The 26,282-nt window shown below is 65.1% G+C and carries 29 protein-coding genes and 1 tRNA gene; 19 read left to right on the plus strand and 11 right to left on the minus strand.

The features are described 5' to 3' along the window. Positions 1-153 precede the first annotated feature (153 nt). Entirely contained in the window at positions 154-1,479 is a 1,326-nt protein-coding gene (locus tag O4H53_RS19410) for a DEAD/DEAH box helicase (RefSeq protein ID WP_269366428.1), read from the minus strand. A 381-nt stretch (positions 1,480-1,860) separates the two neighbouring features. Here O4H53_RS19410 and O4H53_RS19415 point away from each other — a divergent pair, with 381 nt between their 5' ends. The 3 genes from O4H53_RS19415 (at position 1,861) to O4H53_RS19425 (ending at position 3,974) form a co-directional block, all read left to right on the plus strand. Next, positions 1,861-2,274 (plus strand): Fur family transcriptional regulator, encoded by a 414-nt coding sequence (locus O4H53_RS19415; protein ID WP_114276514.1) that lies wholly within the window; start codon positions 1,861-1,863, stop codon positions 2,272-2,274. A 137-nt stretch (positions 2,275-2,411) separates the two neighbouring features. Continuing rightward, positions 2,412-3,164, plus strand: coding sequence for an NAD(P)-binding domain-containing protein (locus O4H53_RS19420; RefSeq protein WP_269366431.1), 753 nt, complete (start codon positions 2,412-2,414; stop codon positions 3,162-3,164). Between the two features lie 87 nt (positions 3,165-3,251). Then, positions 3,252-3,974, plus strand: a complete 723-nt coding sequence (locus O4H53_RS19425; protein WP_114276511.1) for an NYN domain-containing protein — start codon at positions 3,252-3,254, stop codon at positions 3,972-3,974. Between the two features lie 244 nt (positions 3,975-4,218). On the opposite strand, the gene O4H53_RS19430 is transcribed toward O4H53_RS19425, so the two are convergent. Continuing rightward, complete coding sequence (locus tag O4H53_RS19430; protein ID WP_269366433.1) at positions 4,219-5,277, minus strand: AbrB family transcriptional regulator; 1,059 nt, start codon at positions 5,275-5,277, stop codon at positions 4,219-4,221. 99 nt (positions 5,278-5,376) lie between these two features. On the opposite strand from O4H53_RS19430, the gene O4H53_RS19435 reads away from it, so the two are divergent. From O4H53_RS19435 to O4H53_RS19450, 4 genes are all read left to right on the plus strand, one after another. Further along, on the plus strand, positions 5,377-6,246 hold the full coding sequence (locus O4H53_RS19435) for a DMT family transporter (protein ID WP_269366435.1): 870 nt from the start codon (positions 5,377-5,379) through the stop codon (positions 6,244-6,246). 334 nt (positions 6,247-6,580) lie between these two features. After that, the gene (gene eno / locus O4H53_RS19440) at positions 6,581-7,858 is read left to right on the plus strand and encodes a phosphopyruvate hydratase (RefSeq protein WP_269366437.1); all 1,278 of its coding nucleotides are present in this window, start codon (positions 6,581-6,583) and stop codon (positions 7,856-7,858) included. Further along, complete coding sequence (locus O4H53_RS19445; protein WP_269366439.1) at positions 7,851-8,372, plus strand: GNAT family N-acetyltransferase; 522 nt, start codon at positions 7,851-7,853, stop codon at positions 8,370-8,372. Before eno ends, O4H53_RS19445 begins: the two co-directional genes overlap by 8 nt. A gap of 11 nt (positions 8,373-8,383) precedes the next feature. Next, positions 8,384-8,800 (plus strand): cupin domain-containing protein, encoded by a 417-nt coding sequence (locus O4H53_RS19450; RefSeq protein WP_269366441.1) that lies wholly within the window; start codon positions 8,384-8,386, stop codon positions 8,798-8,800. A gap of 306 nt (positions 8,801-9,106) precedes the next feature. Here the strand turns inward: O4H53_RS19450 and O4H53_RS19455 are convergent, their stop codons facing one another. Beyond that, complete coding sequence (locus tag O4H53_RS19455) at positions 9,107-10,213, minus strand: anhydro-N-acetylmuramic acid kinase (protein ID WP_269366443.1); 1,107 nt, start codon at positions 10,211-10,213, stop codon at positions 9,107-9,109. Positions 10,214-10,290: 77 nt separating this feature from the next. Between O4H53_RS19455 and tyrS the strand changes: the two genes are divergently transcribed. The 4 genes from tyrS to O4H53_RS19475 all read left to right on the plus strand — a co-directional run bounded on the left by tyrS (position 10,291) and on the right by O4H53_RS19475 (position 13,844). After that, positions 10,291-11,541 carry a tyrosine--tRNA ligase gene (tyrS, locus tag O4H53_RS19460; protein WP_269366444.1) on the plus strand — a complete coding sequence of 417 codons (1,251 nt, stop codon included), beginning with the start codon at positions 10,291-10,293 and terminating at the stop codon, positions 11,539-11,541. A 120-nt stretch (positions 11,542-11,661) separates the two neighbouring features. Beyond that, complete coding sequence (locus tag O4H53_RS19465) at positions 11,662-12,495, plus strand: GNAT family N-acetyltransferase (protein ID WP_269366446.1); 834 nt, start codon at positions 11,662-11,664, stop codon at positions 12,493-12,495. Between the two features lie 42 nt (positions 12,496-12,537). After that, positions 12,538-13,293: a 3-hydroxyacyl-CoA dehydrogenase gene (locus tag O4H53_RS19470; protein ID WP_269366448.1), complete on the plus strand. Its 756-nt coding sequence runs from the start codon at positions 12,538-12,540 to the stop codon at positions 13,291-13,293. Positions 13,294-13,298: 5 nt separating this feature from the next. Then, positions 13,299-13,844: a sugar O-acetyltransferase gene (locus tag O4H53_RS19475; protein WP_269366450.1), complete on the plus strand. Its 546-nt coding sequence runs from the start codon at positions 13,299-13,301 to the stop codon at positions 13,842-13,844. Here the strand turns inward: O4H53_RS19475 and O4H53_RS19480 are convergent, their stop codons facing one another. The 4 genes from O4H53_RS19480 to O4H53_RS19495 form a co-directional block, all read right to left on the minus strand. Next, on the minus strand, positions 13,845-14,162 hold the full coding sequence (locus O4H53_RS19480; RefSeq protein WP_269366452.1) for a DMT family transporter: 318 nt from the start codon (positions 14,160-14,162) through the stop codon (positions 13,845-13,847). Between the two features lie 46 nt (positions 14,163-14,208). Next, a complete protein-coding gene (locus O4H53_RS19485; protein ID WP_269366454.1) occupies positions 14,209-16,017 on the minus strand; it encodes an ABC-F family ATP-binding cassette domain-containing protein in 1,809 nt (602 codons plus the stop codon). A 64-nt stretch (positions 16,018-16,081) separates the two neighbouring features. Next, on the minus strand, positions 16,082-16,804 hold the full coding sequence (locus O4H53_RS19490) for a GNAT family N-acetyltransferase (RefSeq protein WP_269366456.1): 723 nt from the start codon (positions 16,802-16,804) through the stop codon (positions 16,082-16,084). 69 nt (positions 16,805-16,873) lie between these two features. After that, positions 16,874-17,329, minus strand: coding sequence for an outer membrane protein assembly factor BamE (locus O4H53_RS19495; protein ID WP_269366458.1), 456 nt, complete (start codon positions 17,327-17,329; stop codon positions 16,874-16,876). Between the two features lie 90 nt (positions 17,330-17,419). On the opposite strand from O4H53_RS19495, the gene O4H53_RS19500 reads away from it, so the two are divergent. The 8 genes from O4H53_RS19500 to O4H53_RS19535 all read left to right on the plus strand — a co-directional run bounded on the left by O4H53_RS19500 (position 17,420) and on the right by O4H53_RS19535 (position 23,371). Next, the gene (locus O4H53_RS19500) at positions 17,420-17,971 is read left to right on the plus strand and encodes a YceD family protein (RefSeq protein ID WP_205388133.1); all 552 of its coding nucleotides are present in this window, start codon (positions 17,420-17,422) and stop codon (positions 17,969-17,971) included. 218 nt (positions 17,972-18,189) lie between these two features. Next, a complete protein-coding gene (gene rpmF / locus O4H53_RS19505) occupies positions 18,190-18,396 on the plus strand; it encodes a 50S ribosomal protein L32 (RefSeq protein ID WP_114273517.1) in 207 nt (68 codons plus the stop codon). Between the two features lie 44 nt (positions 18,397-18,440). Continuing rightward, entirely contained in the window at positions 18,441-19,517 is a 1,077-nt protein-coding gene (gene plsX, locus O4H53_RS19510; RefSeq protein WP_114273518.1) for a phosphate acyltransferase PlsX, read from the plus strand. Next, positions 19,514-20,485: a beta-ketoacyl-ACP synthase III gene (locus O4H53_RS19515; RefSeq protein ID WP_269366463.1), complete on the plus strand. Its 972-nt coding sequence runs from the start codon at positions 19,514-19,516 to the stop codon at positions 20,483-20,485. Before plsX ends, O4H53_RS19515 begins: the two co-directional genes overlap by 4 nt. Positions 20,486-20,595: 110 nt before the next feature. Then, positions 20,596-20,898 (plus strand): integration host factor subunit alpha, encoded by a 303-nt coding sequence (ihfA, locus tag O4H53_RS19520; RefSeq protein ID WP_114273520.1) that lies wholly within the window; start codon positions 20,596-20,598, stop codon positions 20,896-20,898. 4 nt (positions 20,899-20,902) lie between these two features. Then, positions 20,903-22,075 carry a MerR family transcriptional regulator gene (locus tag O4H53_RS19525; RefSeq protein ID WP_269366466.1) on the plus strand — a complete coding sequence of 391 codons (1,173 nt, stop codon included), beginning with the start codon at positions 20,903-20,905 and terminating at the stop codon, positions 22,073-22,075. A 67-nt stretch (positions 22,076-22,142) separates the two neighbouring features. Continuing rightward, a tRNA-Pro gene (locus tag O4H53_RS19530) sits at positions 22,143-22,219 on the plus strand. A gap of 75 nt (positions 22,220-22,294) precedes the next feature. Beyond that, positions 22,295-23,371 carry a 2'-deoxycytidine 5'-triphosphate deaminase gene (locus O4H53_RS19535; protein ID WP_269366504.1) on the plus strand — a complete coding sequence of 359 codons (1,077 nt, stop codon included), beginning with the start codon at positions 22,295-22,297 and terminating at the stop codon, positions 23,369-23,371. A gap of 76 nt (positions 23,372-23,447) precedes the next feature. On the opposite strand, the gene O4H53_RS19540 is transcribed toward O4H53_RS19535, so the two are convergent. From O4H53_RS19540 to nagZ, 4 genes are all read right to left on the minus strand, one after another. Continuing rightward, on the minus strand, positions 23,448-23,708 hold the full coding sequence (locus O4H53_RS19540) for a hypothetical protein (RefSeq protein WP_269366468.1): 261 nt from the start codon (positions 23,706-23,708) through the stop codon (positions 23,448-23,450). An 87-nt stretch (positions 23,709-23,795) separates the two neighbouring features. Next, positions 23,796-24,401 (minus strand): SMC-Scp complex subunit ScpB, encoded by a 606-nt coding sequence (gene scpB, locus O4H53_RS19545; RefSeq protein ID WP_443069620.1) that lies wholly within the window; start codon positions 24,399-24,401, stop codon positions 23,796-23,798. Between the two features lie 40 nt (positions 24,402-24,441). Continuing rightward, positions 24,442-25,239 carry a segregation and condensation protein A gene (locus O4H53_RS19550; protein WP_269366470.1) on the minus strand — a complete coding sequence of 266 codons (798 nt, stop codon included), beginning with the start codon at positions 25,237-25,239 and terminating at the stop codon, positions 24,442-24,444. Further along, positions 25,232-26,245: a beta-N-acetylhexosaminidase gene (nagZ, locus tag O4H53_RS19555; protein ID WP_269366472.1), complete on the minus strand. Its 1,014-nt coding sequence runs from the start codon at positions 26,243-26,245 to the stop codon at positions 25,232-25,234. Before nagZ ends, O4H53_RS19550 begins: the two co-directional genes overlap by 8 nt. Positions 26,246-26,282: the final 37 nt, after the last annotated feature.

A 26,282-nucleotide genomic window follows, 5' to 3' on the forward strand; every position in this document is an offset into this window, starting at 1 on the left:
CGGCCCGCAGGATTGCGCAGGCCTTTCGTTCGGAACAGCCAATTCCGACACCCCCCGCCACAACAAAAGGCAGCGGAAGGTTCACCCCTCCGCCGCCCTGCTCTTACCAGCCGCGAGATGCCACGCATCCTGTCCCCGGGGTCACTGGCCTTTTCAGGCCGCGTGCTGTCCCCTGGGCTTGCCACCGCCGCCACCACGGCGCCGGTTGCGGCCCGCGCCGCCGGGTTTGGCAGCACCGCCGCCACCACCGCCGCCACGCGGGCCACCGCCACCGGGACGGCCGCCGCCACCGCCGCCGCCGCGGCGACGTCCGCCAGCCTGCTTGGGCTTGTCGGGAATTTCGGAGGCTTCCCAGATCCGGCCCGAAGCCACGGGAATCGAAATGCCCATGGTCTTCTGGATCGCCTTCAACTCGCCCATCTCGTCCGGCGCGCAAAAGGCGATGGCGGCGCCATCCTTGCCCGCCCGCGCGGTCCGGCCGATCCTGTGCACGTAATTGTCGGGCACATTGGGCAGCTCATAATTGTAGACGTGTTTCACATCGGGAATATCCAGCCCGCGCGCGGCCACATCGGTGGCCACCAGCACGGTGATCTTGCCCTCCTTGAACCCTTCGATGGCGCGGTCGCGCTGCCCCTGGCTCTTGTTGCCATGGATGGAGGCCGCATCGAAACCGGCCTTGACCAGCGTCTTCATCAGCTTTTCCGACCCGTGTTTGGTACGGCCAAAGACCAGCGCCCGTTCACCCCTGTGCTTGGCCAGCAGCTCGGTCAGCAGCGCGGTCTTTTCCGCCTTGGCGATGAAATGGACCTCCTGGGTGACCTTGTCGGCAGCCTTGCCCGGCGGGGTGACTTCGATGCGGATCGGCCGGACCAGGTAGGAATTGGCGATCTCGTTCATCAGCTTGGGCATGGTGGCCGAAAACAGCATCGTCTGACGCTCTTTCGGGATCACGGCGGAAATCTTGCGCAGGTCATGGATGAACCCCATGTCCAGCATCTGGTCCGCTTCGTCCAGCACCAGGAAGGTTGTCTCGCTCAGGTCCACCGCGCGGCGGTCCATCAGGTCCAGCAGACGGCCCGGTGTCGCCACCAGCATGTCCACGCCCCGCTCCAGCCGCTTGATCTGCGGATTGATCGAAACGCCGCCGACCACCATCTGCGCCTTGAGCGGCGTATTCTCGCAATAGCCCTTGAGGTTGACCATGATCTGCTGGGCCAGTTCACGGGTCGGTGCCAGCACCAGGGCCCGCACGCAGCGCGGTCCGGGGCGACGGGGGTTTTCCAGCATCTGCGCCACCAGCGGCACGCCAAAGGCCGCCGTCTTGCCGGTGCCGGTCTGCGCCAGGCCCATCACGTCGCGCCCGTTCAGCGCATGGGGGATCGCCTGTTTCTGGATCGGGGTCGGGTCGGTGATCCCCATTTCCTTGAGCCGCGCCACCAGTTTCGGCGGCAGCTCCATCATGTCGAAATCGCTCATCTTCATTCTTTCCGGCACGGGCAAGGCCCACGCCCTATCGTCGGGGCGCATCACGCGCCCGCAGGGTCACGCCAAGGGAATCGCAGGTATCGGGCTGACTGCCACAACACCTGTCCATCGGCGTTTGGCCCCACGCGTGATTTTGGGAACATCGGCGGACCTTGTGAACCGGAGTGCATTTACGCCCCGACATCTGTCAAAGGGGGCTGGCACCGGCACTGCTCACGCGGCAGAAGGCATCGCTTGCCCCCCAGATGGCGTGCTGCAGTGCAGAAGTCAACCTTTGACCGCCACTCGGTCTGCGTCGGGGTGCGAAACCCGGTGGCACCGGTTCACGTTTCCCGCTAAAGCAGGGGTCCGAACGAAGCGGAAAGATGCGTCATGAGCAAACCCATCATCAAACGCTGCGAGGCCATGGGCCTGCGCATGACCGGCCAGCGCCGCACCATCGCCACCGTGATCGAAGAGAGCGAGGACCACCCCGATGTGGAAGCGCTGTTCAGCCGCGCCGTGGCGCTGGACGCCGGCATCTCCATCGCGACCGTGTACCGGACCGTGAAACTCTTCGAAGAGGCGGGGATTCTCGACAAGCTGGAATTCGGCGACGGCCGCGCGCGTTATGAAGACGCGGAACGCGACCACCACGATCACCTGATCGACATGCATTCGGGCGAGGTGATCGAATTTGTCGACGCCGAGATCGAGGCACTGCAGGAAAAGATCGCCGAGAAACTGGGCTATGAACTGCGCGGCCACCGGCTTGAGCTTTATGGCGTGCCGATCAAGAAGTCCTGAAGGCCCGCCGCCGGGTGGGTGTTGGGCGGGTTTTGCTGCCATGTCCAACATCGCAAACAGATCGCGCCGACTCCACCAAGGCGATGCCTGGGATCACTTGATGACGCCGAGGACAAATTCATCTAACCTCCGACACCATGAGAATTGGTGTCATAGGATGCGGCAAGATTGCCAGCGCAGCGGTCCGGGGCATTGCCGCGGATGGTCATCAGATCACCGTGTCAGAACGCAGTGCGGCCCATGCAAATGCCCTGGCTGAAAGCCTTGCCAATGTCAGCATCGCGGGCAATCAGGGCGTTGTGGACGCAAGCGATGTCATCTTTCTGGGACTGATGGCCGAAACCGCGCCTGAGATTCTGGGCGCGCTCACCTTTCGCGAAGACCAGCGGATCATCACCTTCATGGCCGGGGCGAGCCTGACGGAGGCCGATGCCATGGTGCGTCCCGCGCGGGCGGTGGCGATCATGATGCCCTTTCCCGGCATAGCCGAGGGCGGAACACCCGTCATGATGCAGGGTGACGAGGCCCTTGTCAGGGAATTGTTCGGTGCCCGGAACAGCATCTTCCCGCTGCAGACCGCGGATGAGCTGTCGGCATATCTTTGCGCCCAGGCCGTGCTTTCGTCCGTCACCCGGATGCTCCAGGACGCGGCAGACTGGCTGGGGGATCATGTATCGGACAAGACACAGGGAGAGGCCTTTCTGCGGGCGCTGGTGACCTCGAACCTCTCGGGTCTGACAAGCGAAGCCCTGCTGGAGGCCCTGAACACGCAGGGCGGCTACAACCAGCGCCTGCGCCAGCATATGGAGGCAACCGGCATGGCCGAAGCGCTGCGGCAGGGGCTGGACGATCTGGCCCAACCCACTGCCCGTTCCCCTGCCCCGGAATAACCGCGCTCCGGTGCCGCTACCTGCCTGATCCGCTGCAGATGACTCAAGTTACTAGACTTCACCCCGGGGCTCTGCCACACCGCTTGCATGACAGATCAAATTCGCAACACCGCGCCACGCGACCGCCCCCTGCTGGCGGTGCTGATCGACGCGGACAATGTGCCCGCCAAACATGCCACCAAGATCATGCGCGAGGTTGCCTCCATCGGGGAGCCTGCACTGCGGCGGGTCTATGGGGATTGGTCGAACCCGCATCTGAAGGGCTGGAAACAGCCGATTCACGAGCTGGGACTGGTGGCGCACCAGGAAACCTCGAATTCCACCGGCAAGAACGCCACCGACATCGGTCTGGTGATCCATGCCATGGATATCCTGCATGGCGGCAAGTTCGACGCCTTTGTCATTGTCTCCTCGGACAGTGATTTCACCGCATTGGTGAACCGCCTGCGCGAGGACGGGCTGACGGTGATCGGCATCGGCGAGGCCAAGACCAACCCGGCGCTGCGCAATGTCTACAACCGCTTCATCCTGATCGAGAACATCCCCGACCCGGATGCGCCCAAAACCGTCAGGGAGAGCAATGCCAAGGCCGACAAGGCCCTGCCACTGTTCGAAGAGGCGATGGACAAGATCGATGCCGAGGACGGCTGGTACAACCTTGGCCAGGTCGGACAGGCCATACAGGCCAGCCACCCGGACTTTGACACGCGGACCTATGGCCATAGCAAGCTGAGCGCGCTGGTCGCGGCATTGACCGCGCTGGAGACCGAGAAGAACGGCAACCGGCTGGTGATCCGGCCGAAGAATTAGCTCACCACGCCACCGGGGGCGCCCTGGGCCGGATGGATGGAAAACTGACGGGACCGCGCAAGCAGAGCCTGCGTCGCGGGTTCTCTGCGGGGACCCTCTTGATTCACTTGAATTTGATCATTTGACCGCGCGTCGTGCGCGGTTCTGCCGGGCCTCCTTGGCGCTGCCGCCCTGGTATGGTGGATCCGAACTTCGCACCGCGCTTCGGATCAATGAGGCGCATTTCAGCTTCGGGTGACTGGCGCTACGGGCAGCCCTCTGCCGCCGGGGTCCGGCGGCCCAGCATCAGGGGCAGCAACACGGTCAGCACCAGCAGCCGCGCGATATGGCAGGCCGCGACAAAGCCGGGAACCACCCCCAGCACCACGCCGAGAGCGATCATCGTCTCAAGCCCGCCGGGGGCAAAGGCCACCAGCACATGGGCCAGCGGCATGCCCAGTGCCAGCGCCACCGGCAGCGCGCCCAGCCCCGCAACCCCGACGGCAACCGCCGTCACCATCAGCCCCGCGCCCAGCCCCTGCATCAGCAGGGCGGGTGTCACGCCGGAGAACCGGGTGCCGATCAGCGCGCCAAGCACCAGATAGGCAGGCTGGATCAGCCAGCCCGGCAGCACCCCCGTGGCAAGCCCCGTCAAATGCCCCAGGGCAGAGGCGACCATCGCCCCCAGCAGCAGCGGCGCGGGCACCGACAGCCGGGCAAAGACCTGCCCCAGCCCGAGCGAGACCAGTGCAAGCATGGCCAAGGTGCCAAGGCCCATCGCCTGCCCCTGCGGCGCGATATTGCCCGAAACCTCGACCCCCAGGGCGATGGCGACAAAGGGCACCACCAGCGTCAGCGCCAGCAGGCGCACCGACTGGACGATGGAGACGCGCGGCACATCCAGCCCGCTGTCCGCCGCGATCGCGATGACAAAGCTGAGGTGCCCCGGAGCAGCGGCCAGCAGCGCCGAGCGGCCGTCGAAACCGAAGTGCCGGGTCAGCACCGCGCGGCTGGCCACGAGGATCAGCCAGAGCACCAGCGCCATCAGCACGAAAGCCAGCGGCCAGCGCAGCATCGCGCCCAATGCGTCGCTGTCAAAGCCCGCGCCCACGGCAATACCCAGCACCACAAAACAGGCATCGCGCAGCCGCAGGTCGACCCCGGTGCGCAGCCCTGCCAGCCCGGCCAGCGAGACCGCCACCGCAGGCCCCAGCAGGATGAAGATCGGCGCGGACATTGCCCAGGCCACAGCGGCGCCAAAGGCGCCGACAGCAAGGGTCAGCAAGGTCACCAGTGGCGGGAGGGTCATGTTTGGCCAGCGCATGGCCGACAGCTATCATCGCTGATGCGCGCCTGCCAGCCGTCCCTTGTCCTTTGCACAAAAACCGGGCAACGGTGCGACAACTGGCAAAGGACAGGCATCATGGACAATTTTCGCGGCGCGGCACTGATGGTGCTGTCGATGCTGGGCTTTGCCTTTGAGGACATGTTCATCAAGCTGCTGGCCGATGCGCTGAGCGTCGGGCAGATTCTGGTCATGCTGGGCCTTGGCGGCGCGCTGGTCTTTGGCGGTGTTGTCGTGGCACAGGGGCGCAAACCGCTGAGCCGCGACATGCTGAACCTGCCCATCGCCCTGCGCGCGCTGGGAGAAATCATCGGCACGATGTGCTTTGTCTCTGCCATCGTGCTGACGCCGATCTCCAGCGCCTCGGCGATCCTTCAGGCCACGCCGCTGGTGGTCACCCTGGGGGCGGCGCTGTTTCTGGGCGAAGCGGTCGGCTGGCGGCGCTGGAGCGCGATCATCGCGGGGCTGCTGGGCGTGCTGCTGATCATCCGGCCCGGCATGGAAAGTTTCCAGATGCTGTCGCTGCTGGCGGTGGGTGCGGTCTTTGCCCTGGCGATGCGCGATCTGGCGACCCGGCGCACCCCGGCGGTCTTTTCCACCATGCAGCTCAGCTTTCTGGGATTCGCCGTGGTGGTCCCGGCGGGGCTGATCCTGATGGCGGCGCAGGGTGACGCCTTCGTGCTGCCGCGCGGGATCGAATGGGTCTATTTCCTGAGCGGCATGAGCGTCGGCATCCTGGCCTATTATGCCATCGTGGCGGCGATGCGCGTGGGGCAGGTCAGTTTCGTGACCCCGTTCCGCTATGCGCGGCTGCTGTTCGCGCTGGTCATCGGCGTGACGGTCTTTGGCGAAAGCCCCGATGCGCTGACATTGATCGGTGCAGCAGTGATCGTGCTGTCGGGCATCTACACGGTCTGGCGCGAACGCAGGATCGGCGTGCTGCCCTGAGCGCGCGACGATGCCACGGCCTGAGCCGCCAGGGAAGAGATGCCCGCTAGGGATGAAATAAAGGACGACTTGTCATGCAAGACATGTCACCGAAGACATGTCAAAAATGACATGTCATCATTTCGGGATGGCAAACATTGCAGGCATTTGCTGGCTTTTTGCATGCCTTTGACGGCACCGCAGGCACCGCGAATCCCCGGCAAGCCGTTGCCTCATCCCGCCCCCCTGTCCGCGCGCGCGGGGCAGCCCGCTGACGCTCCCCCGCAAAGCCTTCTTTTCATCCCGGCCCCATGCCGCTAAAACCCGCTCAAAGCCATTTACCTTAGGACATCTCATGAGCACCATCATCGACATCCATGCCCGCGAAATCCTGGACAGCCGGGGCAACCCCACGGTCGAGGTCGACGTGATCCTCGAAGATGGCACCATGGGCCGGGCCGCCGTGCCCTCGGGCGCCTCCACCGGGGCCTATGAGGCGGTAGAACGCCGCGACGGCGACAAGGCCCGCTACATGGGCAAGGGCGTGCTGGAGGCCTGCGCCGCCGTGAACGGCGAAATCGCCGAGGCGCTGGTGGGCATCGACGCCACCGAACAGGTAGAAATCGACTCGATGATGATCGAGCTGGACGGCACCGAGAACAAGAGCCGCCTGGGCGCCAATGCGATCCTGGGCGTGTCCCTGGCCGCGGCCAAGGCGGCGGCGGATTTCTGCACGCAACCACTTTACCGCTATGTCGGCGGCACCTCGGCCCGGGTTCTGCCGGTGCCGATGATGAACATCATCAACGGCGGCGAACATGCCGACAACCCCATCGACATCCAGGAATTCATGATCATGCCGGTTGCCGCGGAGAACATCCGCGACGCCGTGCGCATGGGGGCCGAAGTCTTTCACACCCTGAAAAAGGAACTCTCGGCGGCGGGTCTGGCCACCGGTGTGGGCGATGAGGGCGGCTTTGCCCCCAACATCAGCTCCACCCGCGACGCGCTTGATTTCATTCTGAAATCCATCGAAAAAGCAGGCTACAGACCGGGCGAGGACATGTATCTCGCGCTCGATTGTGCCGCCACCGAATATTATCAGTCCGGCGTCTATACCCTGGCGGGCGAAGGCAAGAAGCTGAGCTCGGCGGAAAACGTCGATTACCTTGCCGCCCTGGTGGCCGACTATCCGATCATCTCGATCGAGGATGGCATGTCGGAGGATGACTGGGACGGCTGGGCGGCGCTGACCGCGCGTCTGGGCGACAAGGTGCAGCTGGTGGGCGACGATCTTTTCGTGACCAACCCTGCCCGCCTTGCCGAAGGGATCAAACGCGGCTCGGCCAATTCCATGCTGGTCAAGGTCAACCAGATCGGCACGCTGACCGAAACGCTGAAAGCCGTCGAGATGGCGCATCGCGCGGGGTTCACCAATGTGATGTCGCACCGCTCGGGCGAGACCGAGGATGCCACCATCGCCGATCTTGCGGTTGCCACCAACTGCGGCCAGATCAAGACCGGCAGCCTCGCGCGCTCCGACCGGCTGGCAAAGTACAACCAGTTGATCCGGATCGAGGAATCGCTGGGTGAAACGGCCGAATACGCAGGCCGCTCGATCCTGCGTGGCTGAGAGTTACAGCATCGTTCAGGCGACCACCCCCGCTGACCTCGCGGCGGTGGTCGCCCTGTGCTGGGATTACCGCGCCACCCTGGTCGCCAATTCGCCGAAAGACCGGGACATCACCGAAACCTTCTATCCGGTGCCCAAATACGAGGCGCTGATGGCGGAACTGCCGGTGATCCACGCCCGGCCAAAGGGTGTGATCCTGCTGGCAAGATCCGCAGAGGGCAGCCCCGTCGCCTGCGGCATGTCGCACCCGCTGGACGCAGAGACATCCGAGATCAAACGCGTTTTCGTCAGCCCGGCCGCGCGCGGCGCGGGACTGGCCAAGGCGATCTGCCGCGCCCTGCTGGATCAGGCCCGCGCCGATGGTTTCACCCGCGTCGTGCTCGACACCTCGCGCAGCCTGCCCGCGGCGGGTCCGCTCTATCTTGCGCTGGGGTTCAAGGCACGCGGACCCTACCAGCCGCTCCCGGAAGATGCCCTGCCCCATCTGCTGTTTTTCGAATATCCGCTGAGCTGAGAGGCCTGCCCATGACCGCCGACCAGATCATCGCGCAGCTCGGGCTTGCCCCGCATCCGGAGGGGGGCCATTACCGCCAGACCTGGGTGGCCGGGAATGCGGGCCGCCCCAGCGGCACCTGCATCTATTTCCTGCTGAAGGCGGGCGAGCGCAGCCATTGGCACCGGGTCGATGCAACCGAGATCTGGCTCTACCACGCGGGCGCACCGCTGATCCTGTCGCTGTCCGCAACCGATGCAGGGCCCGCGCGCGATCACCTGCTGACCCCGGATCTGTCGCAGGGCGCGCCCCAGGTGATCGTGCCGGAAAACCACTGGCAGGCCGCGCGCAGCACCGGCGATTACACCCTGGTCAGCTGCACCGTCTCTCCCGGCTTCCAGTTCGAGGGCTTCACCCTCGCGCCCCCCGGCTTCGACATTCCCCGCTGACATCCCTGGTCTGGCGCCGCCCTTGCTTGAGCACGTCAGGGCGCCAGACGGCCGGATTGCCAAGCACAATCGCCGAGGGGCCCCCGCAGGGGGAGACGGCTATTGTGCTTGGGAAGACGGGCGGATGGTGCCATGAAAGAGATCAATCAAGGGGGGTGCCAGACCTTCCTGGGATGGTGGGCCCGCAGCGAAGATCCACCCCATCGCGAAATCCATAATGTCTTGCGGCGCAGCCGCACCTTTGGATCACGCCGACGCAGATCACGCCGACGCAGATCACGCCGACGCAGATCACGCCAGCGCAGATCACCCCGGCAGGCTGACCGTGCCGCCCCCCACCGCGGCGCGGACCCCGGTGGTGCCGGGGCAGGATGTGGGCAGCCCGCGCGCCACCCGCACCGCGAGATAGGCAAAGGCCTGGGCCTCCAGCATGTCGCCATCCAGCCCCACCTCCTCCACCGGCATGACCGGACATTCCAGCGAAACGCTGAGCATCTGCATCAGCACCGGGTTGTGCCGCCCGCCGCCGGTGACCAGCACCCGGTCGGGCGGGCGCGGGCAATGCTGCATCGCCTCGGCCACCCCGGCGGCACACATGGCGGTCAGCGTGGCGGCGGCATCGGCGTCGGAAAGCTCGCTGACCAGCGCCACCATCTCGGCAAAATCGTTGCGGTCCAGGGATTTGGGCGGGATGCGCGCGAAATAGGGTTCCGCCAGGAAAAGCTCCAGCGCGCCGGTTTCCACCGTGCCGCGCCGCGCGATCCTGCCGCCTTCGTCAAAGGGCAGCCCCAGCCGCGACTGCAACAGGTCGTTGAGCGGCGCATTGGCGGGCCCGGTGTCGAAGGCCAGCAAGGCCCCTTCCGCCTCCGGCGCCTCGATCGCCGGATCCACCCATGTCAGATTGCCCACCCCGCCAAGGTTGAGGAACCCCACCGGGCCCCCGATGCCCGCAAAGCGCGCGCAGGCGTGGTGAAAGAAAGGGGCCAGCGGAGCGCCCTCGCCCCCCAGCTGCACATCGGCACTGCGGAAATCCCAGACCACCGGCAGGCCCAGTTCCTGCGCCAGTGCCGCGCCGTCACCCACCTGCAGCGTGCCCTGCGCGCGTGGCGCATGGGCAAGGGTCTGGCCGTGAAAGCCGATCAGATCCACCCTGTCGAAACCGCGCAGCAGTTCCAGATGCGCGGCCTCCACGACCTCTGCCGCCGCCTGCACCTCGGGCCCTGCCCATTTGCCCAGACCGGCCGCGATCACCGCCCGCTCCTGCGGGGAATAGGCGCGGTAGCCGCTCTTGCCGAAGGCGGTGATCTGCCGCCCGTCGGTGCGCAGCACCGCCGCATCCACGCCGTCCAGCGATGTCCCCGACATCGCCCCCAGCGCCGTCACCACGCCCGTTTTCCCGATGGCCCTGCTCATGTTGCCGTCCAAGGCCTTTCCCTTTGATCCTGCTGGGCCTATAGATGCCCCGCAATCCCAGCCCGAGGCAAGACATCATGACCTATCACCCCAAATCGGAGTTCATCCACACGATGATGCAACGCGGCTTTCTGGCCGATTGCACCGATTATCAGGGGCTGGACGAGGCCCTGCGGAAGGGCGGGCAACCGGGATATATCGGCTTCGACGCCACCGCGAAATCCCTGCACGTCGGCTCGTTGATCCAGATCATGATGCTGCGCTGGTTGCAGAAGACCGGCGGCAAGCCGATCACCCTGATGGGCGGCGGCACCACCAAGGTGGGCGATCCCTCGTTCCGCGCCGATGAACGCCCGCTGCTGGGGCCGGAACAGATTGACGAGAACATCGCGGGCATCCGCAAGGTGTTCAGCGCCTATCTGACCTATGGCGACGGGCCATCGGATGCGCTGATGATCGACAACGCCGAATGGCTGGACGGGTTGAACTACCTCGATTTCCTGCGCGACATCGGGCGGCATTTCAGCATCAACCGGATGCTGAGTTTCGAATCCGTGAAATCGCGGCTGGACCGGGAGCAATCGCTCTCCTTCCTCGAATTCAACTACATGATCCTGCAGGCCTATGATTTCATGGAGCTGCACCGCCGCTATGGCTGCATCCTGCAGATGGGCGGCAGCGACCAATGGGGCAATATCGTCAACGGGATCGACCTCACCCGCCGGGTGATCGAGGGGGAGGTCTATGGCCTCACCTCGCCGCTGCTGACCACCAGTGACGGCAAGAAGATGGGCAAGTCGCAGTCGGGCGCGATCTGGCTGAATGGCGACATGCTGTCGCCTTATGAATTCTGGCAGTTCTGGCGCAATACCACCGATGCGGATGTGGGCCGGTTCCTCAAGCTCTATACCGAGCTGCCCGTCGATGAATGCGAGCGTCTGGGCGCGCTGGCGGGCTCCGAGATCAACGAGGCCAAGGTGCGGCTTGCCAATGAGGTGACGGCACTGCTGCACGGTGCCGATGCGGCAGCCGCAGCCGAGGCCACCGCGCGCGAGGTCTTTGAACGCGGCGGCGTGGGCGATGACCTGCCCACCCTGACCCTGACGGCGGCGGAACTGGGCGACGGCATCTCCATCGTGCAGCTGATCGTGAAATCCGGGCTGGCGGGGTCCGGCAAGGAAGCCAAGCGCCTGATCGCAGAGAATGGCGCGCGGCTGGACGATCAGCCGATTACCAACGCGGGGCTGATGCTGGATGCCGCGGCGCTGGCCAGCCCGGTCAAGCTGTCTGCCGGCAAGAAGCGCCATGCGCTGGTGCAGATCGGCTGATAGCTTGTAGCCGCGCAGCGACACCGCCATCGTGAGGATGGTGGTGGTGCAGCGAACAGAGCCGCCTTTCCCCCGCCAGGTGTAACGCACTATTAACCTTTCTCGCGCTCACATCGGGGCATGGTTGATGCACCGCCCCCGCCCGCGCCTGCCCTGATGCAGGACCCGGCCTTTGCCGCGGCGCTGCGACTTTGTGGGGCTGCGCCGCTGATCCTGCCCGGCGGGGCGATAATCCTGCGGCGGCGCATTCTGGGTCTGCCGGTCCTGATGTTGCCGCGTATGGCGCCACCGCGGGACCTGAACGAACAGCTTGCCGCGGCCGGGCTGGCCCGGCTGCCGCTGATCCTGTCGCCTGCGCATCCCTGCCCGCTGCCCCGCGCCCTGCGGCTGCGCGCAGCGCAGCAGATCGCCCTGCTGGACCTCGGCACCGATCCGGAGCGGCGCATCGCCCGGCTGCATCCGAAATGGCGCAACCAATGGCGAAAGGCGCGCCGGGCAGAGCTGCGCCTGTCACATGGGCCGATGCCCGCCGATCCGCACCATCCGCTGCTGCTGACAGAGGCGCTGCAACAGCGGCAGCGCGGCTATGCCGGATGGCCGCTGGCGCTGACCCGTGCCTTTGCCGCCGTGGCCCCCGCGCAGACCCGGCTCTTCACCGCACGGCGCGGGCAGCGGGTGGTGGCGCAGATGCTGTTCCTGCGCCATGGCACCGGGGCCAGCTATCACATCGGCCACAGCTTTCCGGAAGGGCGCAGATGCCACGCCCATAACCTGCTGCTGATGACAGCCTGCGACTGGCTGGCGGCAGAGGGTCATGAGACCCTCGACCTCGGGCTGCTGCACAGCGCCACCCCCGGGCTGAACCGGTTCAAGCTGCGCAGCGGCGCGCGGGCCTGTGCGACCGGCGGCACATGGCTGCGCTGGCATCCCCTTGCGCGCCGCCGCTGCCCATGATCATCTGAACTCCTGTTCAATTGCATATCCGGGAGGGGCCACATGCAGCTCGACACCACCGCCGCCATCATCACCGGAGGGGCCTCCGGCCTGGGCGAGGCCACCGCCCGCCATTTTGCCGCACAGGGCGCACAGGTCACCCTGCTGGACCGCGACACCACGCGCGGGCCGCAGGTCGCTGCCGACATCGGCGGGCATTTCGCCGAAACCGATGTGACGGATGAGGATTCGGTCAGGGCCGCCATCGCGCTGGCCACCGAGAAGATGGGCCGGATCACCGTTGCCGTGAACTGCGCCGGTATCGCGCTTGGCATCAAGACGCTGGGCCGTGACGGGCCGCATCCCCTGGGCGATTTCCAGCGCACCGTGGACATCAACCTGGTGGGCAGTTTCAACATCGCGCGGCTGGCGGCGCAGGCAATGGCAGGGAACGATCCCGAACCTGACGGCGCGCGCGGTGTGATCATCAACACCGCCTCCATCGCTGCCTTTGACGGGCAGAAGGGCCAGGCGGCCTATGCCGCCTCGAAGGGCGGTATCGTGGGCATGACCCTGCCGATGGCGCGGGATCTCGCCAAGGAGGGCATCCGCGTGATGACCATCGCGCCGGGCATTTTCCGCACGCCGATGCTGGCGGGTCTGCCGGAAGAGGTGCAGGCCGGCCTTGCCGCCGATGTGCCCAACCCCGCGCGGCTGGGCGATCCTGCGGAATACGGGCGACTGGCCGGTTTCATCGTCGAGATGGGCTATCTCAACGGCGAGGTGATCCGCCTGGACGGCGCGCTGCGGATGCGCTGACGCCGATGCGGAGCGCGCAGGAGAAGATGGCGGCGGGGGAATGGTACTCCTGCCTTGACCCGGCGCTGGATGCCCTGCGCCGCACAGCGCGGGAGGCGGTGCATCAGCACAATCACATGCCCCCCGCCGGGCGCGAGACGCTGAGCGCACCGCTGCGGGGGCTCTTTGCCGAACATGGCCCCGACTGCCTGATCGAAGCGCCGTTTCATGCCAGCTATGGCTGTCACATCCATCTGGGCGCGCGCGTCTACATCAATGCCAATTGCACAATTCTGGACAGCGCCAGGGTGGAGATCGGGGATGACACGATGATCGGGTCCGGCGCGCAGCTGCTTTGTGCCCAGCACCACAAGGATCCGGTCAAACGCGCGGCCGGTCAGGAAATAGCCCTGCCGGTCACGATTGGCCGGAATGTCTGGATCGGGGCCGGGGCAATTGTCATGCCGGGGGTGACGATTGGCGATGCGGCGATTGTGGCGGCCGGTGCCGTGGTCACCCGGGATGTTGCTGCAGGGCTGACCGTAGCGGGCGTGCCTGCCCGACTGCTCTGATCAGCCGCCGGAGATTTTCAGCCCGATCACCCCGCCGACGATGGCCAGCACCGAAACCGCCTTGAGCGGGGTCATCGCCTCGCCCAGCAGCAGCGTGCCCAGAGCCACGGTGCCCAGCGTGCCAAGTGCGGTCCAGACCGGATAGGCGATGGAAACCGGCAGCTGTTTCATCGCAAGGGCCAGAAACCACAGGCCGAATATGATCCCCACGATGGTCACCAGCGTCGGCGTGAGCCGGGTGAACCCATGTGACATCTTCATGCCCATTGCGAACATGACCTCGAAAACCGCCGCCAGAACAAGAAGTAGCCAAGCCATGATGTGATCCTTTCACGCCCTCGGTGCCGCCGCGCTCTGGGCGCGATCAGGCCTCTGCCTTGTCTTCCAGCAGCAGCCATTCCTCTTCCGCTGCTGACAGCTTTTCCTGACGTTCCACAAGGGCTTGCGTCGCCTTGTTGAACTTGACCGGCTCGCGGGTGAAGAGCTCTGCATCGGCCAGCAACGCTTCCAGTTTGCCGATCTCGGCCTCCAGCCGCGCGATCTCTGCGGGCAAGGCCTCAAGCCGGTGCTTTTCGGTAAAGCTCAGGCCGGATTTCTGCGCTTTGGAGGTCTTTTCCCGCACCGGGGCTTCCCGGGGTTTGACCACGCTTTGCGAAAAATCATCCTGCCCGCGCTGGGACAGATAATCGGTCCAGCCGCCGGCATAGACCGTGGCGCGCCCGTCCCCCTCCATCGCGATGGTGGTGGCGGCGACACGGTCCAGGAAATCGCGGTCGTGGCTGACCAGAATCACCGTGCCGTCGTAGGTTTCCAGCAGTTCCTGCAACAGGTCGAGGGTTTCCACATCCAGATCGTTGGTGGGTTCGTCCAGCACCAGCAGGTTGGAGGGCCGCGCCATCAGTTTCGCCAGCAACAGCCGCGCCTTTTCACCGCCCGAAAGCGAACGCACCGGCGCACGGGCCTGTGCCTCGTCAAAGAGGAATTCCTTGAGGTAGCCCACCACATGTTTCGGCTGGCCGCGCACCAGCACCTGATCGGCCTTGCCGCTGACCCGCATCTCGGGATCGCCGGTCAGCGAGTCCCACAGCGGCATGTCGCCGTCCAGCTGTGCCCGGGCCTGATCGAACAGCGCCAGTTCCAGATTGGTGCCCAGCGTGACCCTGCCCGCGTCGGGCTGTTCCGCCCCGATCAGCATGTTCAGCAGCGTGGTCTTGCCCACCCCGTTGGGGCCCACCAGCGCAATCCGGTCACCGCGCTGCACCTTGAGGGAAAAGTCGCGCAGAATCACCTTGTCGCCAAAGTGCTTGGCGATGCCTTCCGCCTCGATCACCTTGCGGCCCGATTTGGGGCCGGCATCCAGCGCCATTGCCGCCGTGCCCTGCCGCCTGATCTGGCTGGCGCGTTCGGCCCGCAGGTCCTGCAGGGCACGCACCCGGCCCTGGTTGCGCTTGCGCCGGGCCGAGATCCCCTCGACCGCCCAGCGGGCCTCGGCCTTGATCTTGCGGTTCAGCTTGTGGCGCTGGGTGTCTTCCTCTTCCCAGATCTGGTCGCGCCAGGCTTCGAAATCGCCAAAGCCCTTTTCCTGCCGCCGCACCTGGCCCCGGTCGATCCACAGGGTTGCCCGTGTCAGCGCGCGCAGGAAGGCGCGGTCGTGGCTGATGATGACAAAGGCGGTGCGGGTGGTCTTCAGCTCCTCTTCCAGCCAGCCGATTGCCTCGATGTCCAGATGGTTGGTGGGTTCGTCCAGCAGCATCAGTTCCGGGGCCTGCGCCATCAGCCGCGCCAGTGCCGCGCGGCGGCGTTCGCCGCCCGAAGCGGTGGCCACCGGGCGCGCCGGGTCGAACTTCAGCCCCTCGCCTGCGCGTTCCACCTTGTACATCTCGCCCGGGTCCAGCCCATGGGCGGCAAAATCGCCCAGCGTGTCGAAACCGCTCAGATCCGGATCCTGTTCCATGTAACCCACGGAAACGCCCGGCCCCGCGATCACATCGCCGCTGTCGGCCTCGACCAGGCCGGCCATGACCTTCATCAGGGTCGATTTGCCCGACCCGTTGCGCCCGACCAGCGCCACCCGGTCGCCGGGCTGCACGACCAGAGACAGGTCCTCGAATACCGGATCCCCCCCGAAGGTGAGCGATATTTCATTCAGTTGAAGAAGGGGTGCACGTGCCATGCGCCGCAGCTAGCGTCACCTTGAGGGGAAATCAACGCCCCTCCTCTTTTTGGCCAAAAATATCCTAGACCAGTGCCCGCAACAGGCGCTTGCGGGCGGCGGGAATCGCGCCGATCTCAAGCCCGGTGAAAACATGCAGCGTGTTCATCTGGCGGTCCACCACCGCATGGTCGCTGACCCAGCCGCCCATCATCAGATAGGTCCGCAACAGCGGCGGCATGCGCAGCATCGCTTTCTTCAGGTCAGGCTTGCGCCGCAGCCGGGCGGCAAAGCGGAAGACATCCGGCGCCTTCACCCGGGGCAGCCAGCGCTTGGGCGCCAGGTGGCGGGCGCGCAGCATGGCAAAGGCGTCGAGATACTCTGCGGTTTCCGTCCCGGCAAAGGAGGAACAGCCAAACAGCATCTGCACCCCGCGCGCGTCCACAAGCTCGGTCATTGCCGCCCAGGCCAGACGCTGGATGTCGGGGTCGCGCCAGTCTGGGTGCACGCAGAAGCGTCCCAGCTCCATCATCAGGCCTTCATAGGATTGCAGCGCGCTGAGCTCGTAGAACTGCGCGGCATAGGATTGCGGCAGGTCCGCCCCCCGCAGGGTCAGCAGCCGGTAACAGCAGACCAGGGTGCCGCTGGAGGTGTCCTCGATCAGCACATGGGTGCATTGGTCGTCATAGGCATCCACATCAAGCGGTGCCTGCAGCCCGAAACAGAAGGCGCGCAGACGCTGGGCTGCCGCCAGATCGGCGGGGCCGCTGGCGCTGCGGGCGGTGTATCTTCCCTTTTTCAGATGCATCACTGGTTCATGTCCCCTATGCAACGCGGTCTGTGTCACCACCTGCCAAAGGGATATGACACCATGATGTCAGCCCGCCAGACCAGCCGGGTTAAAGCGCCCGATGTTGCCCAGAAGCTGCCGGATGAAGGATTTGTCGCTTACCGGCGAGGAGGTGACACGCTGGGTCAGCGGCACCACCTGCCCCTTTTCCAGACCGAAGCGTTCGACGTTCTGCACCACACCCTGTTCGGAGAAGCTGATCGCGACCACCTGGCGGTCGATCTCCTTTGAGGCCAGCGGGCCAAGGGTGCGGGTGCGCATCCGCACGTAATAATAGCCGGAATTGGTCAGCACACCGGAGGAGGCAGGCACGCCGATCTTTTCGGCCACGGTTTCCTTGGTATCCGCGCCGACCTGGATCTGCTGCAGGTCTTCCTCGGGGGGGACATAGCCATGGTTGCGGTACTGCGGTGAACATGCGCCCAGGGCGACGATCCCGGCAAACGCCAATGCCATCATGCCGGCTTTGTTGGTCCTGTGCATCTGTCCTGCCCTCTTGCCCTTGTTTGGTCTGGCTTTATTTCGCATACACCATGGACCCCCTCAGGTTCAAGAAACGAAAACAGGCCCCCCATGTCCCCCAAGCCCCCAAGTGACACCGCCATCCGCGTCTCGGAGCTGTCGCAGAGTGCCGAGAACGGCTTTGCCCTGCGCCCCGACAAGGCCACGCTGGAGCAGATCGCGGCCGACCTCGACCTCAGCGCGCTGCGCAAACTCAGCTTCGACGGGCGGATCAGCCCGCTGGGCCGCAGCGACTGGCAGCTGACCGGCAGGCTGGGTGCCACCGTGGTGCAGCCCTGCGTCGTCACCCTGGCCCCCGTCACCACCCGCATTGACACCGATGTGACCCGCCAGTTCGTGACTGCCTTCGAAGATCCCGAGGAGCCGGAGGCGGAAATGCCCGAGGATGACACCGTCGAACCGCTTGGCCAGTGGATTGATCCCGCCATTGTGATGCGCGAAGCGCTGGCGCTGGCAGTGCCGGATTATCCCCGGGCGGAGGGGGCGGAACCGGTGCAGATCGTCTATACCGAACCCGGTCAGGCCCCGATGACGGATGATGACGCCAAACCCTTTGCCGGGCTGGCCGGTCTGAAGGCAAAGCTGAACAAGGAAGACCCCTGAGGGCCGCAGCCGGAGTGGCCCTGAGATTGGTGTGGCGCAACCGGAAATACCTGCTTGCATCGCGACATTTTCCGGGTATTTTGCCGCCCTCACCCCAATTAAGGTTGGACAATGCAGGGCCTCTCGCCTAAAGCGGCGTCACGCCCGATGAGGGGTCGATTGAAACACGGCTGTTTGCGCCCATGATGCACAGCCCCGAACCGACAAAGGCACCAGACATGGCTGTCCAGCAGAATAAAGTTTCCAAGTCGCGCCGCAACAACCGCCGTGCGCACGATTCGCTCTCCGCTGCGAACCCGAACGAATGTTCCAACTGCGGTGAACTGAAGCGTCCCCACCACATCTGTGCCGCCTGCGGTCACTACGATGATGCAGAGGTGGTCGCCCTGACAGACGAGATCGAACTGGAAGACGACGCGGCCTGAGCCGGCGCTGCCCATTTTCAGATCATAAAAAGGCATTCGCACCCATGACGGCCCCGACCGATCATACCGCAGCGAAGGCCGGACGCACCCTGATATCCGTGGACGCCATGGGGGGTGATGAAGGCCCGGCAGCCGTTGTTGCCGGGTGTTCTCTGTCTGCAAAGCTCAATCCCGATATCGCCTTTATCCTGCACGGGGACGAGGCGCAGCTCACTGCGCTTGTCGCCAGGCGGCGCGAGCTGGAGGGCCGCTGCGAAATCAGGCATGCGACCGACGTCGTGACCATGAAGGACAAGCCGAGCCAGGTGGTACGCACCGGCAAGGATACCTCCATGTGGTCCGCGATCGAGGCCGTGCGCACGGGCGAGGCCGCCGTGGCGGTCTCCTGCGGCAATACCGGCGCGCTGATGGCGCTGTCGATGATCCGCCTCAAGAAACTGCCCGGTGTGAACCGTCCGGCCATTGCCGTGCTCTACCCCTCGTCCAATCCGCAGGGGTTCAACGTGATGCTGGATGTGGGCGCGGATGTGCGTGCCGATGCCGACGACCTGCTGCGCTTTGCCCTGATGGGCACCTCTTACGCCCGCAACGGCATGGACATCGCCCGCCCCCGTGTCGGGCTGCTGAATGTCGGCACCGAGGAACACAAGGGCCGCGCCGAGCTGAAGGAAGCCTATGATCTGATTCGCGACCAGCGCGATCAGGCCGGGTTCGAATTTGTCGGCTTCGTCGAGGGCGGCGATATCTCCGGCGATGCGGCGGATGTGATCGTGACCGACGGTTTCACCGGCAATGTTGCGATCAAGACCGGCGAAGGCACTGCCAACATGATCGGCAACCGCCTGCGCGAGGCCTTCAAATATTCGCCCCTGTCGCGGCTGGCCTCGCTGCTGGCCTATACCTCGCTGATGCGCCTGCGCCGCAGGATCGACCCGCGCCGCGTCAATGGCGGCGTGTTCCTCGGTCTCAATGGCACGGTGGTCAAATCGCACGGCTCTGCGGATGCGACCGGCGTGTCGGCAGCCATCAAACTGGCGGCGCAGCTTTCCGAAAGCCGTTTCAACGACAAACTTGCCGCGCGCGTCGCCGCCACGCTGCCGACCGAAGAGACGCCCATATGAATACCCGATCTGTTGTCATTGGCTGCGGCCACTACCTGCCTTCGCGGATTGTCGAGAATTCCGAGTTCGAAGCCACGCTGGACACCAATGACGAATGGATCAGATCGCGGTCGGGCATCGAACGCCGCCATTTCGCGGCCGAGGGGGAGACCACCTCGCAGATGGCCACAGCCGCCGCACGGGCGGCGCTGGACGACGCAGGCCTCGGTGCGGATGACGTCGATGCCATCATCCTGGCAACCTCCACCCCCGATCTGACCTTCCCCTCCGCCGCGACCATGGTGCAGGCGCAGCTGGGCATGACAAAGGGCTTTGCCTTTGACGTACAGGCGGTCTGTGCCGGTTTCGTCTTTGCCCTGGCCAATGCCAATGCGCTGATCCTCTCGGGTCAGGCAACGCGGGTTCTGGTGATCGGGGCGGAAACCTTCAGCCGGATCATGGACTGGACCGACCGGTCGACCTGCGTGCTTTTTGGTGATGGCGCCGGTGCCGTGCTGCTTGAAGCGCAAAGTGGCGAGGGCACCGCGCAGGACCGTGGCATCCTCTCGACCGATCTGAACTCCGACGGGCGGCACCGCGACCTGCTCTATGTTGATGGCGGTACCAGCACGGGCACCGTCGGCTATCTGCGGATGCAGGGCAATCAGGTGTTCCGCCACGCGGTCGGCAAGCTGGCCGCCACCGCCACCACCGCGATGGAACGGGCCGGCGTGACCCCCGAAGACGTGGATTGGATTGTGCCGCATCAGGCCAATATCCGCATCATCCAGGGCACCGCGAACAAGCTGAACCTGCCGATGTCGCAAGTGGTGGTAACGGTCCAGGATCACGGCAACACCTCGGCGGCCTCCATCCCGCTGGCGCTCTCCGTGGGCCGCGACCGGGGCCAGATCAAGCAGGGCGACCTGCTGGTGACCGAGGCGATCGGCGGCGGCCTGGCCTGGGGCGCCGTGGTTCTCAGGTGGTAAGCACCTGTAATCGGGGCGGAAATTTCCGCCGAAACAGCGCCCTGCAAGTCATTGATATTGACTCCCTATTCCAGTGCCGCCAAAGTTGCTGAAAATAAATGGGGGATTGAATGTCAAACAAGACTTTGACGCGCATGGATCTGAGCGAAGCTGTCTTTCGCGAAGTGGGTCTGTCGCGCAACGAAAGCGCGCAACTTGTCGAATCCGTATTGGAGCATATGTCCGACGCGCTGGTCGCTGGCGAACAGGTCAAGATCTCGTCTTTTGGCACCTTCTCGGTCCGTGACAAGACCGCCCGCGTCGGCCGCAATCCCAAGACCGGAGAAGAAGTGCCGATCAACCCGCGCCGTGTCCTGACCTTCCGCCCCTCCCATCTGATGAAAGACCGCGTCGCAGACGGCAACAAGTCCTGATATCATGGCCAAATCGCCCGACGCCTTCCGCACCATTTCCGAAGTGGCCGACTGGCTGGGCATACAGGCCCATGTCCTGCGGTTCTGGGAAAGCAAGTTCACGCAGGTCAAACCGATCAAGCGGGCGGGCGGACGGCGGTATTATCGCCCCGGCGACATGCAATTGCTGGGCGGCATCAAGAAGCTGCTGCATGACGACGGGCTGACCATCAAGGGCGTCCAGAAGATCCTCCGCGAGGAAGGCATGAATCATGTCGCGGCCATGTCCGCACCGCTGGATGAGCTGACCGCCTCCCAGATCGACGACACGCCGGAAACTGCCGCGCCGCCGCCCCCGGCTGCAGCGGTCGAACCGGAAACAGGGGTTGTGCTCAGCTTTGAACCGGCGGCTGAGAAGAACGTGAAGAACGACCCGGAAGCGATTGAAGAAGAAGAGGATTTCACCTCTGAACCCGCTGATGATGCGGGTGAAGCGGCACCATCGGCGGCCGCCAGTGCTCCGGATGCCCCGGCAGAGGATGAACAGGCCAGCGCCGCCCCGGAAGCCCCCGCTGCACCAGCGCCCGAAGCAGCGCCTGATACCCCCGCCGCTGCGCCGCAAGGCGCGCCTGAGCCCGACGAGATTGAGGCCCGACCCGCCGAAGACCCCGCGCCGATCCCCGAGGCCCCGATGGCCGAGGATGTCGAGGATCCGGAAGACGAATCTGCAGCGGAGGAGCCGGTAGCGATCCGGCAGGCCGATGCCCCCGGGGCAGCACCGGAAACCGAAGCGCGGGAGCCAGAGGCACCCGCCGCCGAAGAAAGACAGGCCCTGCCCGCCTTTCTGCGCCGCCCGCTGGAAAGCGCCCCTGCCGATCCCTCCGACAACCCGCCGCCACCGGCATCCGCGGAAAGCGACGCGCCCGCCGCAGAGGCCGACGGGCCGCAAACCGCCCCCGAGGCACCGGCGGAGGACACACCGCCCTCACCGAAACCACGCGTGCTGCCGGATCTGGTGCTGACCGCGGAACAGGACTTCGATGCGATCCCGGCGGTGCTGACCACCGCCTACCGGCTGAAGTCCCTGAACCGGGACAAGCTGGACCGGATCGAACCGCTGGTCGCACGGCTGACAAAGCTGCGTGATTCGATGGCCGCCAGCAGGGGCAATGGCGGCGGCCCGCGGTCAAACGGCTGATCCCCATGTCCGGGGCGGCAATTCCCTCTTGCACGCCGGACAAGATCAGGTATGAACCGCCTGAGTTCGGGCTATGGCGCAGCCTGGTAGCGCGTCCGTCTGGGGGACGGAAGGTCGCAGGTTCGAGTCCTGCTAGCCCGACCAAACAATCCGAACGCCCGCACCCTTTGTGGTTCGCGGGCGTTTGTTTTTGAAAGGCCCGATCCGATGAGCGATGTCATGCATGGCGTGATCCCCAACCAGCAGATCAGCGACATGATCGACGCAGGTCAGATCAGCGCGGCCCTGCCGGTCATTCCGGGCCAGATCCAGCCTGCCAGCCTTGACCTGCGCCTTGGCAGCCGTGCCTTTCGCGTGCGCGCCTCCTTTCTGGCCGGTCACGGCAAGAGCGTTGCGGAGCGTCTGAGCGAATTCCAGATGCACGAGGTTGATCTGACCCCGGGTGCGGTGCTGGAAAAAGGCTGTGTCTATCTGGTGCAGCTGATGGAGGCCCTGGCACTGCCTGACGATGTTTCCGCCGTGGCCAATGCCAAAAGCTCGACCGGGCGGCTTGATCTGCTGACCCGCACGATCACCGATGGCGGCACCGAATTCGACCGAATCGCGCCGGGCTATACCGGGCCGCTTTATGCCGAGATCTGCCCCCGCTCCTTTTCGGTGCTGGTGCGCCCCGGCATGCGCCTGAACCAGATCCGCTTTGGCCGGGGCGATGCCATGCTGGACGACGCGGCCCTGCGCGCCCTGCACGACCAGACGCCGCTGGTGGATGGCAAGCCGGTGATCGACGACGGGCTGGGCTTTTCCGTCGATCTGAAACTGCCCGGCACGACGCTGGTGGGCTACCGTGCCAAACCCCATACCGGGGTGATCGACCTTGATCTGATCGGCCATTATGCAGCGGCGGATTTCTGGGAAGAGGTCCACAGCACCGAAGGTCATATCATCCTCGATCCGGGCGCATTCTATATCCTGGTCAGCCGCGAGGCGGTGACCATCCCGCCGGATTATGCCGCCGAAATGGCCCCCTATCTGGCGATGGTGGGTGAATTCCGGGTGCATTACGCGGGGTTCTTCGATCCGGGGTTCGGCCATGCCGCGGCGGGCGGCAGCGGATCACGCGGCGTGCTGGAAGTCCGCTGCCATGAAGCGCCCTTCGTGCTGGAGCATGGCCAGGTGGTGGGCAGGCTGATCTATGAACGCATGACCGAAAGGCCCACACAGCTTTACGGGGCAGGCATCGCGTCGAACTATCAGGGACAGGGGCTGAAGCTCAGCAAACATTTCAAAGCTGCCTGACACCCCTGCTCTTTTTGGCAAGAAAATATCCCTGCGCAGCGCCTGCCGCGCAAGTCACCCTCGCCGGAAAAACGCCTCAGAACTTCGAGAAGCGGCGCATCGCCTTCATGGATTGCTTGGCATGGCCGGTATTCTGGCGCGCCTGACGCCGGGCGCGCCGCTCTGCGCGTTCCTCGGGCGTCAGCTGGCGCTGCTGCACCGGGTTGCCATCCGCGTCCACTTCGGGCTGATTGCGGCGCTTGCCGATCTTCGACGCCTGGTCGAACCCGGCGTTCACGCCGCGCCGCACCAGCTGATGCATGACCTGGCGGATAATCATGTTGATAATCTGGTTCATTGACTGACCCCTTTTTACCTCCCCCCCTATATAGCACGTATTGCGGCAATTTTCAGGCTGATCGGAGCAGAAAACCGGCCATCGGCATCAATCCTCGAAAAGCTCGCTCTGGCCCTCGGTGCTCTCTTCCTCGTCCTCGCCCTCGCCCATCAGCGGCAGGGTGCCGGGGGGTGGCCGGTTTTCCAGCAGACCGGCAGCGCGCAATTCCTTCAATCCCGGCAGATCGCGGGCGTTTTCCAGCCCGAAATGATCCAGGAAACCTTCGGTCACCACAAATGTCACCGGGCGGCCCGGTGTCATCTTGCGGCGGCCAAAGCGGATCCATTCCAGTTCCAGCAATTGATCCACCGTGCCCCGGCTGACCGACACGCCGCGGATCTCCTCGATCTCGGCGCGGGTGACGGGCTGGTGATAGGCGATGATCGCCAGTGTTTCGATGGCTGCACGGCTCAGCTTGCGGACCTCGACGGTTTCCTTCTGCATCAGAAAGCCCAGATCAGCCGCTGTGCGCATCGCATAGCCATCCCCGACCTTGGAGACCTGCACGCCGCGCCCCTCGTAACGGCGGCGCAGGTGCACCATGGCCTCGCCCGCGTCGCAGCCATGCGGCAGCCGCGCCTCCAGCTCCTTGAGGGTGATCGGCTCGGAGGTGGCGAAAAGCACCGCCTCGATCATCCGTTCCTGTTCGGCCATCGGCGGGGCCTCGAACAGGCTTTCTTCTTTTTCTTCAATATCATCCGCCACGCGGCACATCCCTTTTTCGCAGCTGGATCGGGGCAAAGACCTCCGATTGCCGGATCTCCAGATGGCCCTCTTTTACCAGTTCGAGAGAGGCGGCAAAGGTCGATGCGGTGGCAGAGCGGCGGCGCACCGGGTCGCTTTCCCAGCCTTCGGGCAGATAGCTCATCAGGTCGCCCCATTCCCCGGCATAGCCGATCAGGCCGCGCATCCGTTCCAGCGCCTGTTCCATGGTGAATACCGCGTCCCGGTCCATGACAAAGGGGCGGAATTCGTCGCGGGTGCGGATCCGGGCATAGCCCTGCATCAGGTCCAGCAGGGTGGCAGTATATGTCACCCGGCGCACCCGGCGGATTTCATGGGTCTGGCCGCGCGCGAAGAAATCGCGCCCCAGCTGGTCACGCGCCATCAGCCGCGCGGCGGCGTCGCGCATCGCCTGCAGCCGCTCCAGCTGAAACGCCAGATGCGCGGCCAGTTCCTCGCCCGAGGGGCCCTCTTCCGTGGGATCCGGCGGCAGCAACAGGCGGGATTTCAGAAAGGCAAGCCAGGCCGCCATCACCAGATAATCGGCGGCCAGTTCCAGCCGCAGGGTCTTGGCCTTGTCCACAAAGGCCAGGTATTGCCGCGCAAGTTGCAGCACCGACACCTTGCGCAGATCGACTTTCTGGGTGCGGCTGAGGGTCAGCAGCAGGTCCAGCGGCCCCTCAAACCCATCCACATCGACAATCAGCGCTTCGGCGGCGCGCCTTTCGGCAACCGAAACAATATCTTCCTCGAATGTGGATTCAGCCATGCCCCGTCCCGCCCAAAAGCGCTTCAAGTTCGCTTTCCAGTGCGGGAATGTCAACGTCGTCGGGGCGTTTGCGCATCGACAGGGCACGATCCGCGCGGGTCTGGGCGGCTTTTGTCATCTCGCCTGCCGCCTCGGCCACCTCGATCCGGTCCGCCAGCGGCTGGTTGCAGTAGAGCGCCACATCGCAGCCCGCCGCCAGTGCGGCGCGGGTGCTTGCCACATGGCTGCCCGCCAGCGCCTTCATTGACAGGTCGTCGGTCATGATCAGGTTGTCAAAGCCGATCTCCTCGCGGATCAGGCGCATCACCGGGGCCGAACAGGTCGCGGGTTCGGGGTCAATCGCGTCATAGACCAGATGGGCGGTCATCCCCATCGGCAGGTCGTTCAGCGCCTTGAAGGGGGCAAAATCCACAGCTGTCAGATCCGCATGGGCGGCATCGACGCGGGGCAGGTCAAAATGGCTGTCCATCGTGGCGCGGCCATGGCCGGGGATATGTTTGACCACCGGCAGCACGCCGCCGTCCAGCATCCCCTGCCCTGCGGCGCGGCCCAGGGTGGCGACGCGAGCAGGCTCGCTGCCATAGCAGCGGTTGCGCAGGAACTGGTGGGTCTGGTGGCCCGCCACATCGACCATCGGCGCGCAATTGCTGTCGATGCCAAGCGCCGCAAGCTCATCCGCGATGATGCGGTGGCGCAGATACATCGCCCGTTCCGCCCCGCGCCCGGCCAGGGCCACGAAATCGAGCGGCGGCAGCCATTCGCGCCAGTGCGGCGCGCGCAGGCGCTGCACGCGTCCGCCTTCCTGATCAATGGTGATGACCGCCTCATGCCCAGCCGCCTCGCGCAATTCATCGCCGAGCGCGCGGACCTGATCCGGCGTGTCGATGTTGCGGGCAAAGAGGATAAAGCCAAAGGGCCGCGTGTCGCGGAAAAACGCCTTTTCCTCCGCAGAGAGGGTCAACCCGTCCGCATCGAGGATGGTCGCCCCAAAGGGGCGCGTTGACATTTCCCCAAAGGGGCGCGCTGACGTTTCCCCAAAGGGG

It is taken from the genome of Sulfitobacter sp. G21635-S1 (assembly GCF_027213915.1).
Taxonomy (GTDB): domain Bacteria; phylum Pseudomonadota; class Alphaproteobacteria; order Rhodobacterales; family Rhodobacteraceae; genus Sulfitobacter.

Excerpts from the sequence above, each read along its gene's own strand:
- O4H53_RS19410 (WP_269366428.1), bottom strand. The coding sequence starts at position 1,479 with ATGAGCGATTTCGACATGATGGAGCTGCCGCCGAAACTGGTGGCGCGG.
- O4H53_RS19415 (WP_114276514.1), top strand. The coding sequence starts at position 1,861 with ATGAGCAAACCCATCATCAAACGCTGCGAGGCCATGGGCCTGCGCATG.
- O4H53_RS19420 (WP_269366431.1), top strand. The coding sequence starts at position 2,412 with ATGAGAATTGGTGTCATAGGATGCGGCAAGATTGCCAGCGCAGCGGTC.
- O4H53_RS19425 (WP_114276511.1), top strand. The coding sequence starts at position 3,252 with ATGACAGATCAAATTCGCAACACCGCGCCACGCGACCGCCCCCTGCTG.
- O4H53_RS19430 (WP_269366433.1), bottom strand. The coding sequence starts at position 5,277 with ATGCGCTGGCCAAACATGACCCTCCCGCCACTGGTGACCTTGCTGACC.
- O4H53_RS19435 (WP_269366435.1), top strand. The coding sequence starts at position 5,377 with ATGGACAATTTTCGCGGCGCGGCACTGATGGTGCTGTCGATGCTGGGC.
- eno (WP_269366437.1), top strand. The coding sequence starts at position 6,581 with ATGAGCACCATCATCGACATCCATGCCCGCGAAATCCTGGACAGCCGG.
- O4H53_RS19450 (WP_269366441.1), top strand. The coding sequence starts at position 8,384 with ATGACCGCCGACCAGATCATCGCGCAGCTCGGGCTTGCCCCGCATCCG.
- O4H53_RS19455 (WP_269366443.1), bottom strand. The coding sequence starts at position 10,213 with ATGAGCAGGGCCATCGGGAAAACGGGCGTGGTGACGGCGCTGGGGGCG.
- tyrS (WP_269366444.1), top strand. The coding sequence starts at position 10,291 with ATGACCTATCACCCCAAATCGGAGTTCATCCACACGATGATGCAACGC.
- O4H53_RS19465 (WP_269366446.1), top strand. The coding sequence starts at position 11,662 with ATGGTTGATGCACCGCCCCCGCCCGCGCCTGCCCTGATGCAGGACCCG.
- O4H53_RS19470 (WP_269366448.1), top strand. The coding sequence starts at position 12,538 with ATGCAGCTCGACACCACCGCCGCCATCATCACCGGAGGGGCCTCCGGC.
- O4H53_RS19475 (WP_269366450.1), top strand. The coding sequence starts at position 13,299 with ATGCGGAGCGCGCAGGAGAAGATGGCGGCGGGGGAATGGTACTCCTGC.
- O4H53_RS19480 (WP_269366452.1), bottom strand. The coding sequence starts at position 14,162 with ATGGCTTGGCTACTTCTTGTTCTGGCGGCGGTTTTCGAGGTCATGTTC.
- O4H53_RS19485 (WP_269366454.1), bottom strand. The coding sequence starts at position 16,017 with ATGGCACGTGCACCCCTTCTTCAACTGAATGAAATATCGCTCACCTTC.
- O4H53_RS19490 (WP_269366456.1), bottom strand. The coding sequence starts at position 16,804 with ATGCATCTGAAAAAGGGAAGATACACCGCCCGCAGCGCCAGCGGCCCC.
- O4H53_RS19495 (WP_269366458.1), bottom strand. The coding sequence starts at position 17,329 with ATGCACAGGACCAACAAAGCCGGCATGATGGCATTGGCGTTTGCCGGG.
- O4H53_RS19500 (WP_205388133.1), top strand. The coding sequence starts at position 17,420 with ATGTCCCCCAAGCCCCCAAGTGACACCGCCATCCGCGTCTCGGAGCTG.
- rpmF (WP_114273517.1), top strand. The coding sequence starts at position 18,190 with ATGGCTGTCCAGCAGAATAAAGTTTCCAAGTCGCGCCGCAACAACCGC.
- plsX (WP_114273518.1), top strand. The coding sequence starts at position 18,441 with ATGACGGCCCCGACCGATCATACCGCAGCGAAGGCCGGACGCACCCTG.
- O4H53_RS19515 (WP_269366463.1), top strand. The coding sequence starts at position 19,514 with ATGAATACCCGATCTGTTGTCATTGGCTGCGGCCACTACCTGCCTTCG.
- ihfA (WP_114273520.1), top strand. The coding sequence starts at position 20,596 with ATGTCAAACAAGACTTTGACGCGCATGGATCTGAGCGAAGCTGTCTTT.
- O4H53_RS19525 (WP_269366466.1), top strand. The coding sequence starts at position 20,903 with ATGGCCAAATCGCCCGACGCCTTCCGCACCATTTCCGAAGTGGCCGAC.
- O4H53_RS19535 (WP_269366504.1), top strand. The coding sequence starts at position 22,295 with ATGCATGGCGTGATCCCCAACCAGCAGATCAGCGACATGATCGACGCA.
- O4H53_RS19540 (WP_269366468.1), bottom strand. The coding sequence starts at position 23,708 with ATGAACCAGATTATCAACATGATTATCCGCCAGGTCATGCATCAGCTG.
- scpB (WP_443069620.1), bottom strand. The coding sequence starts at position 24,401 with ATGGCCGAACAGGAACGGATGATCGAGGCGGTGCTTTTCGCCACCTCC.
- O4H53_RS19550 (WP_269366470.1), bottom strand. The coding sequence starts at position 25,239 with ATGGCTGAATCCACATTCGAGGAAGATATTGTTTCGGTTGCCGAAAGG.
- nagZ (WP_269366472.1), bottom strand. The coding sequence starts at position 26,245 with ATGTCAACGCGCCCCTTTGGGGCGACCATCCTCGATGCGGACGGGTTG.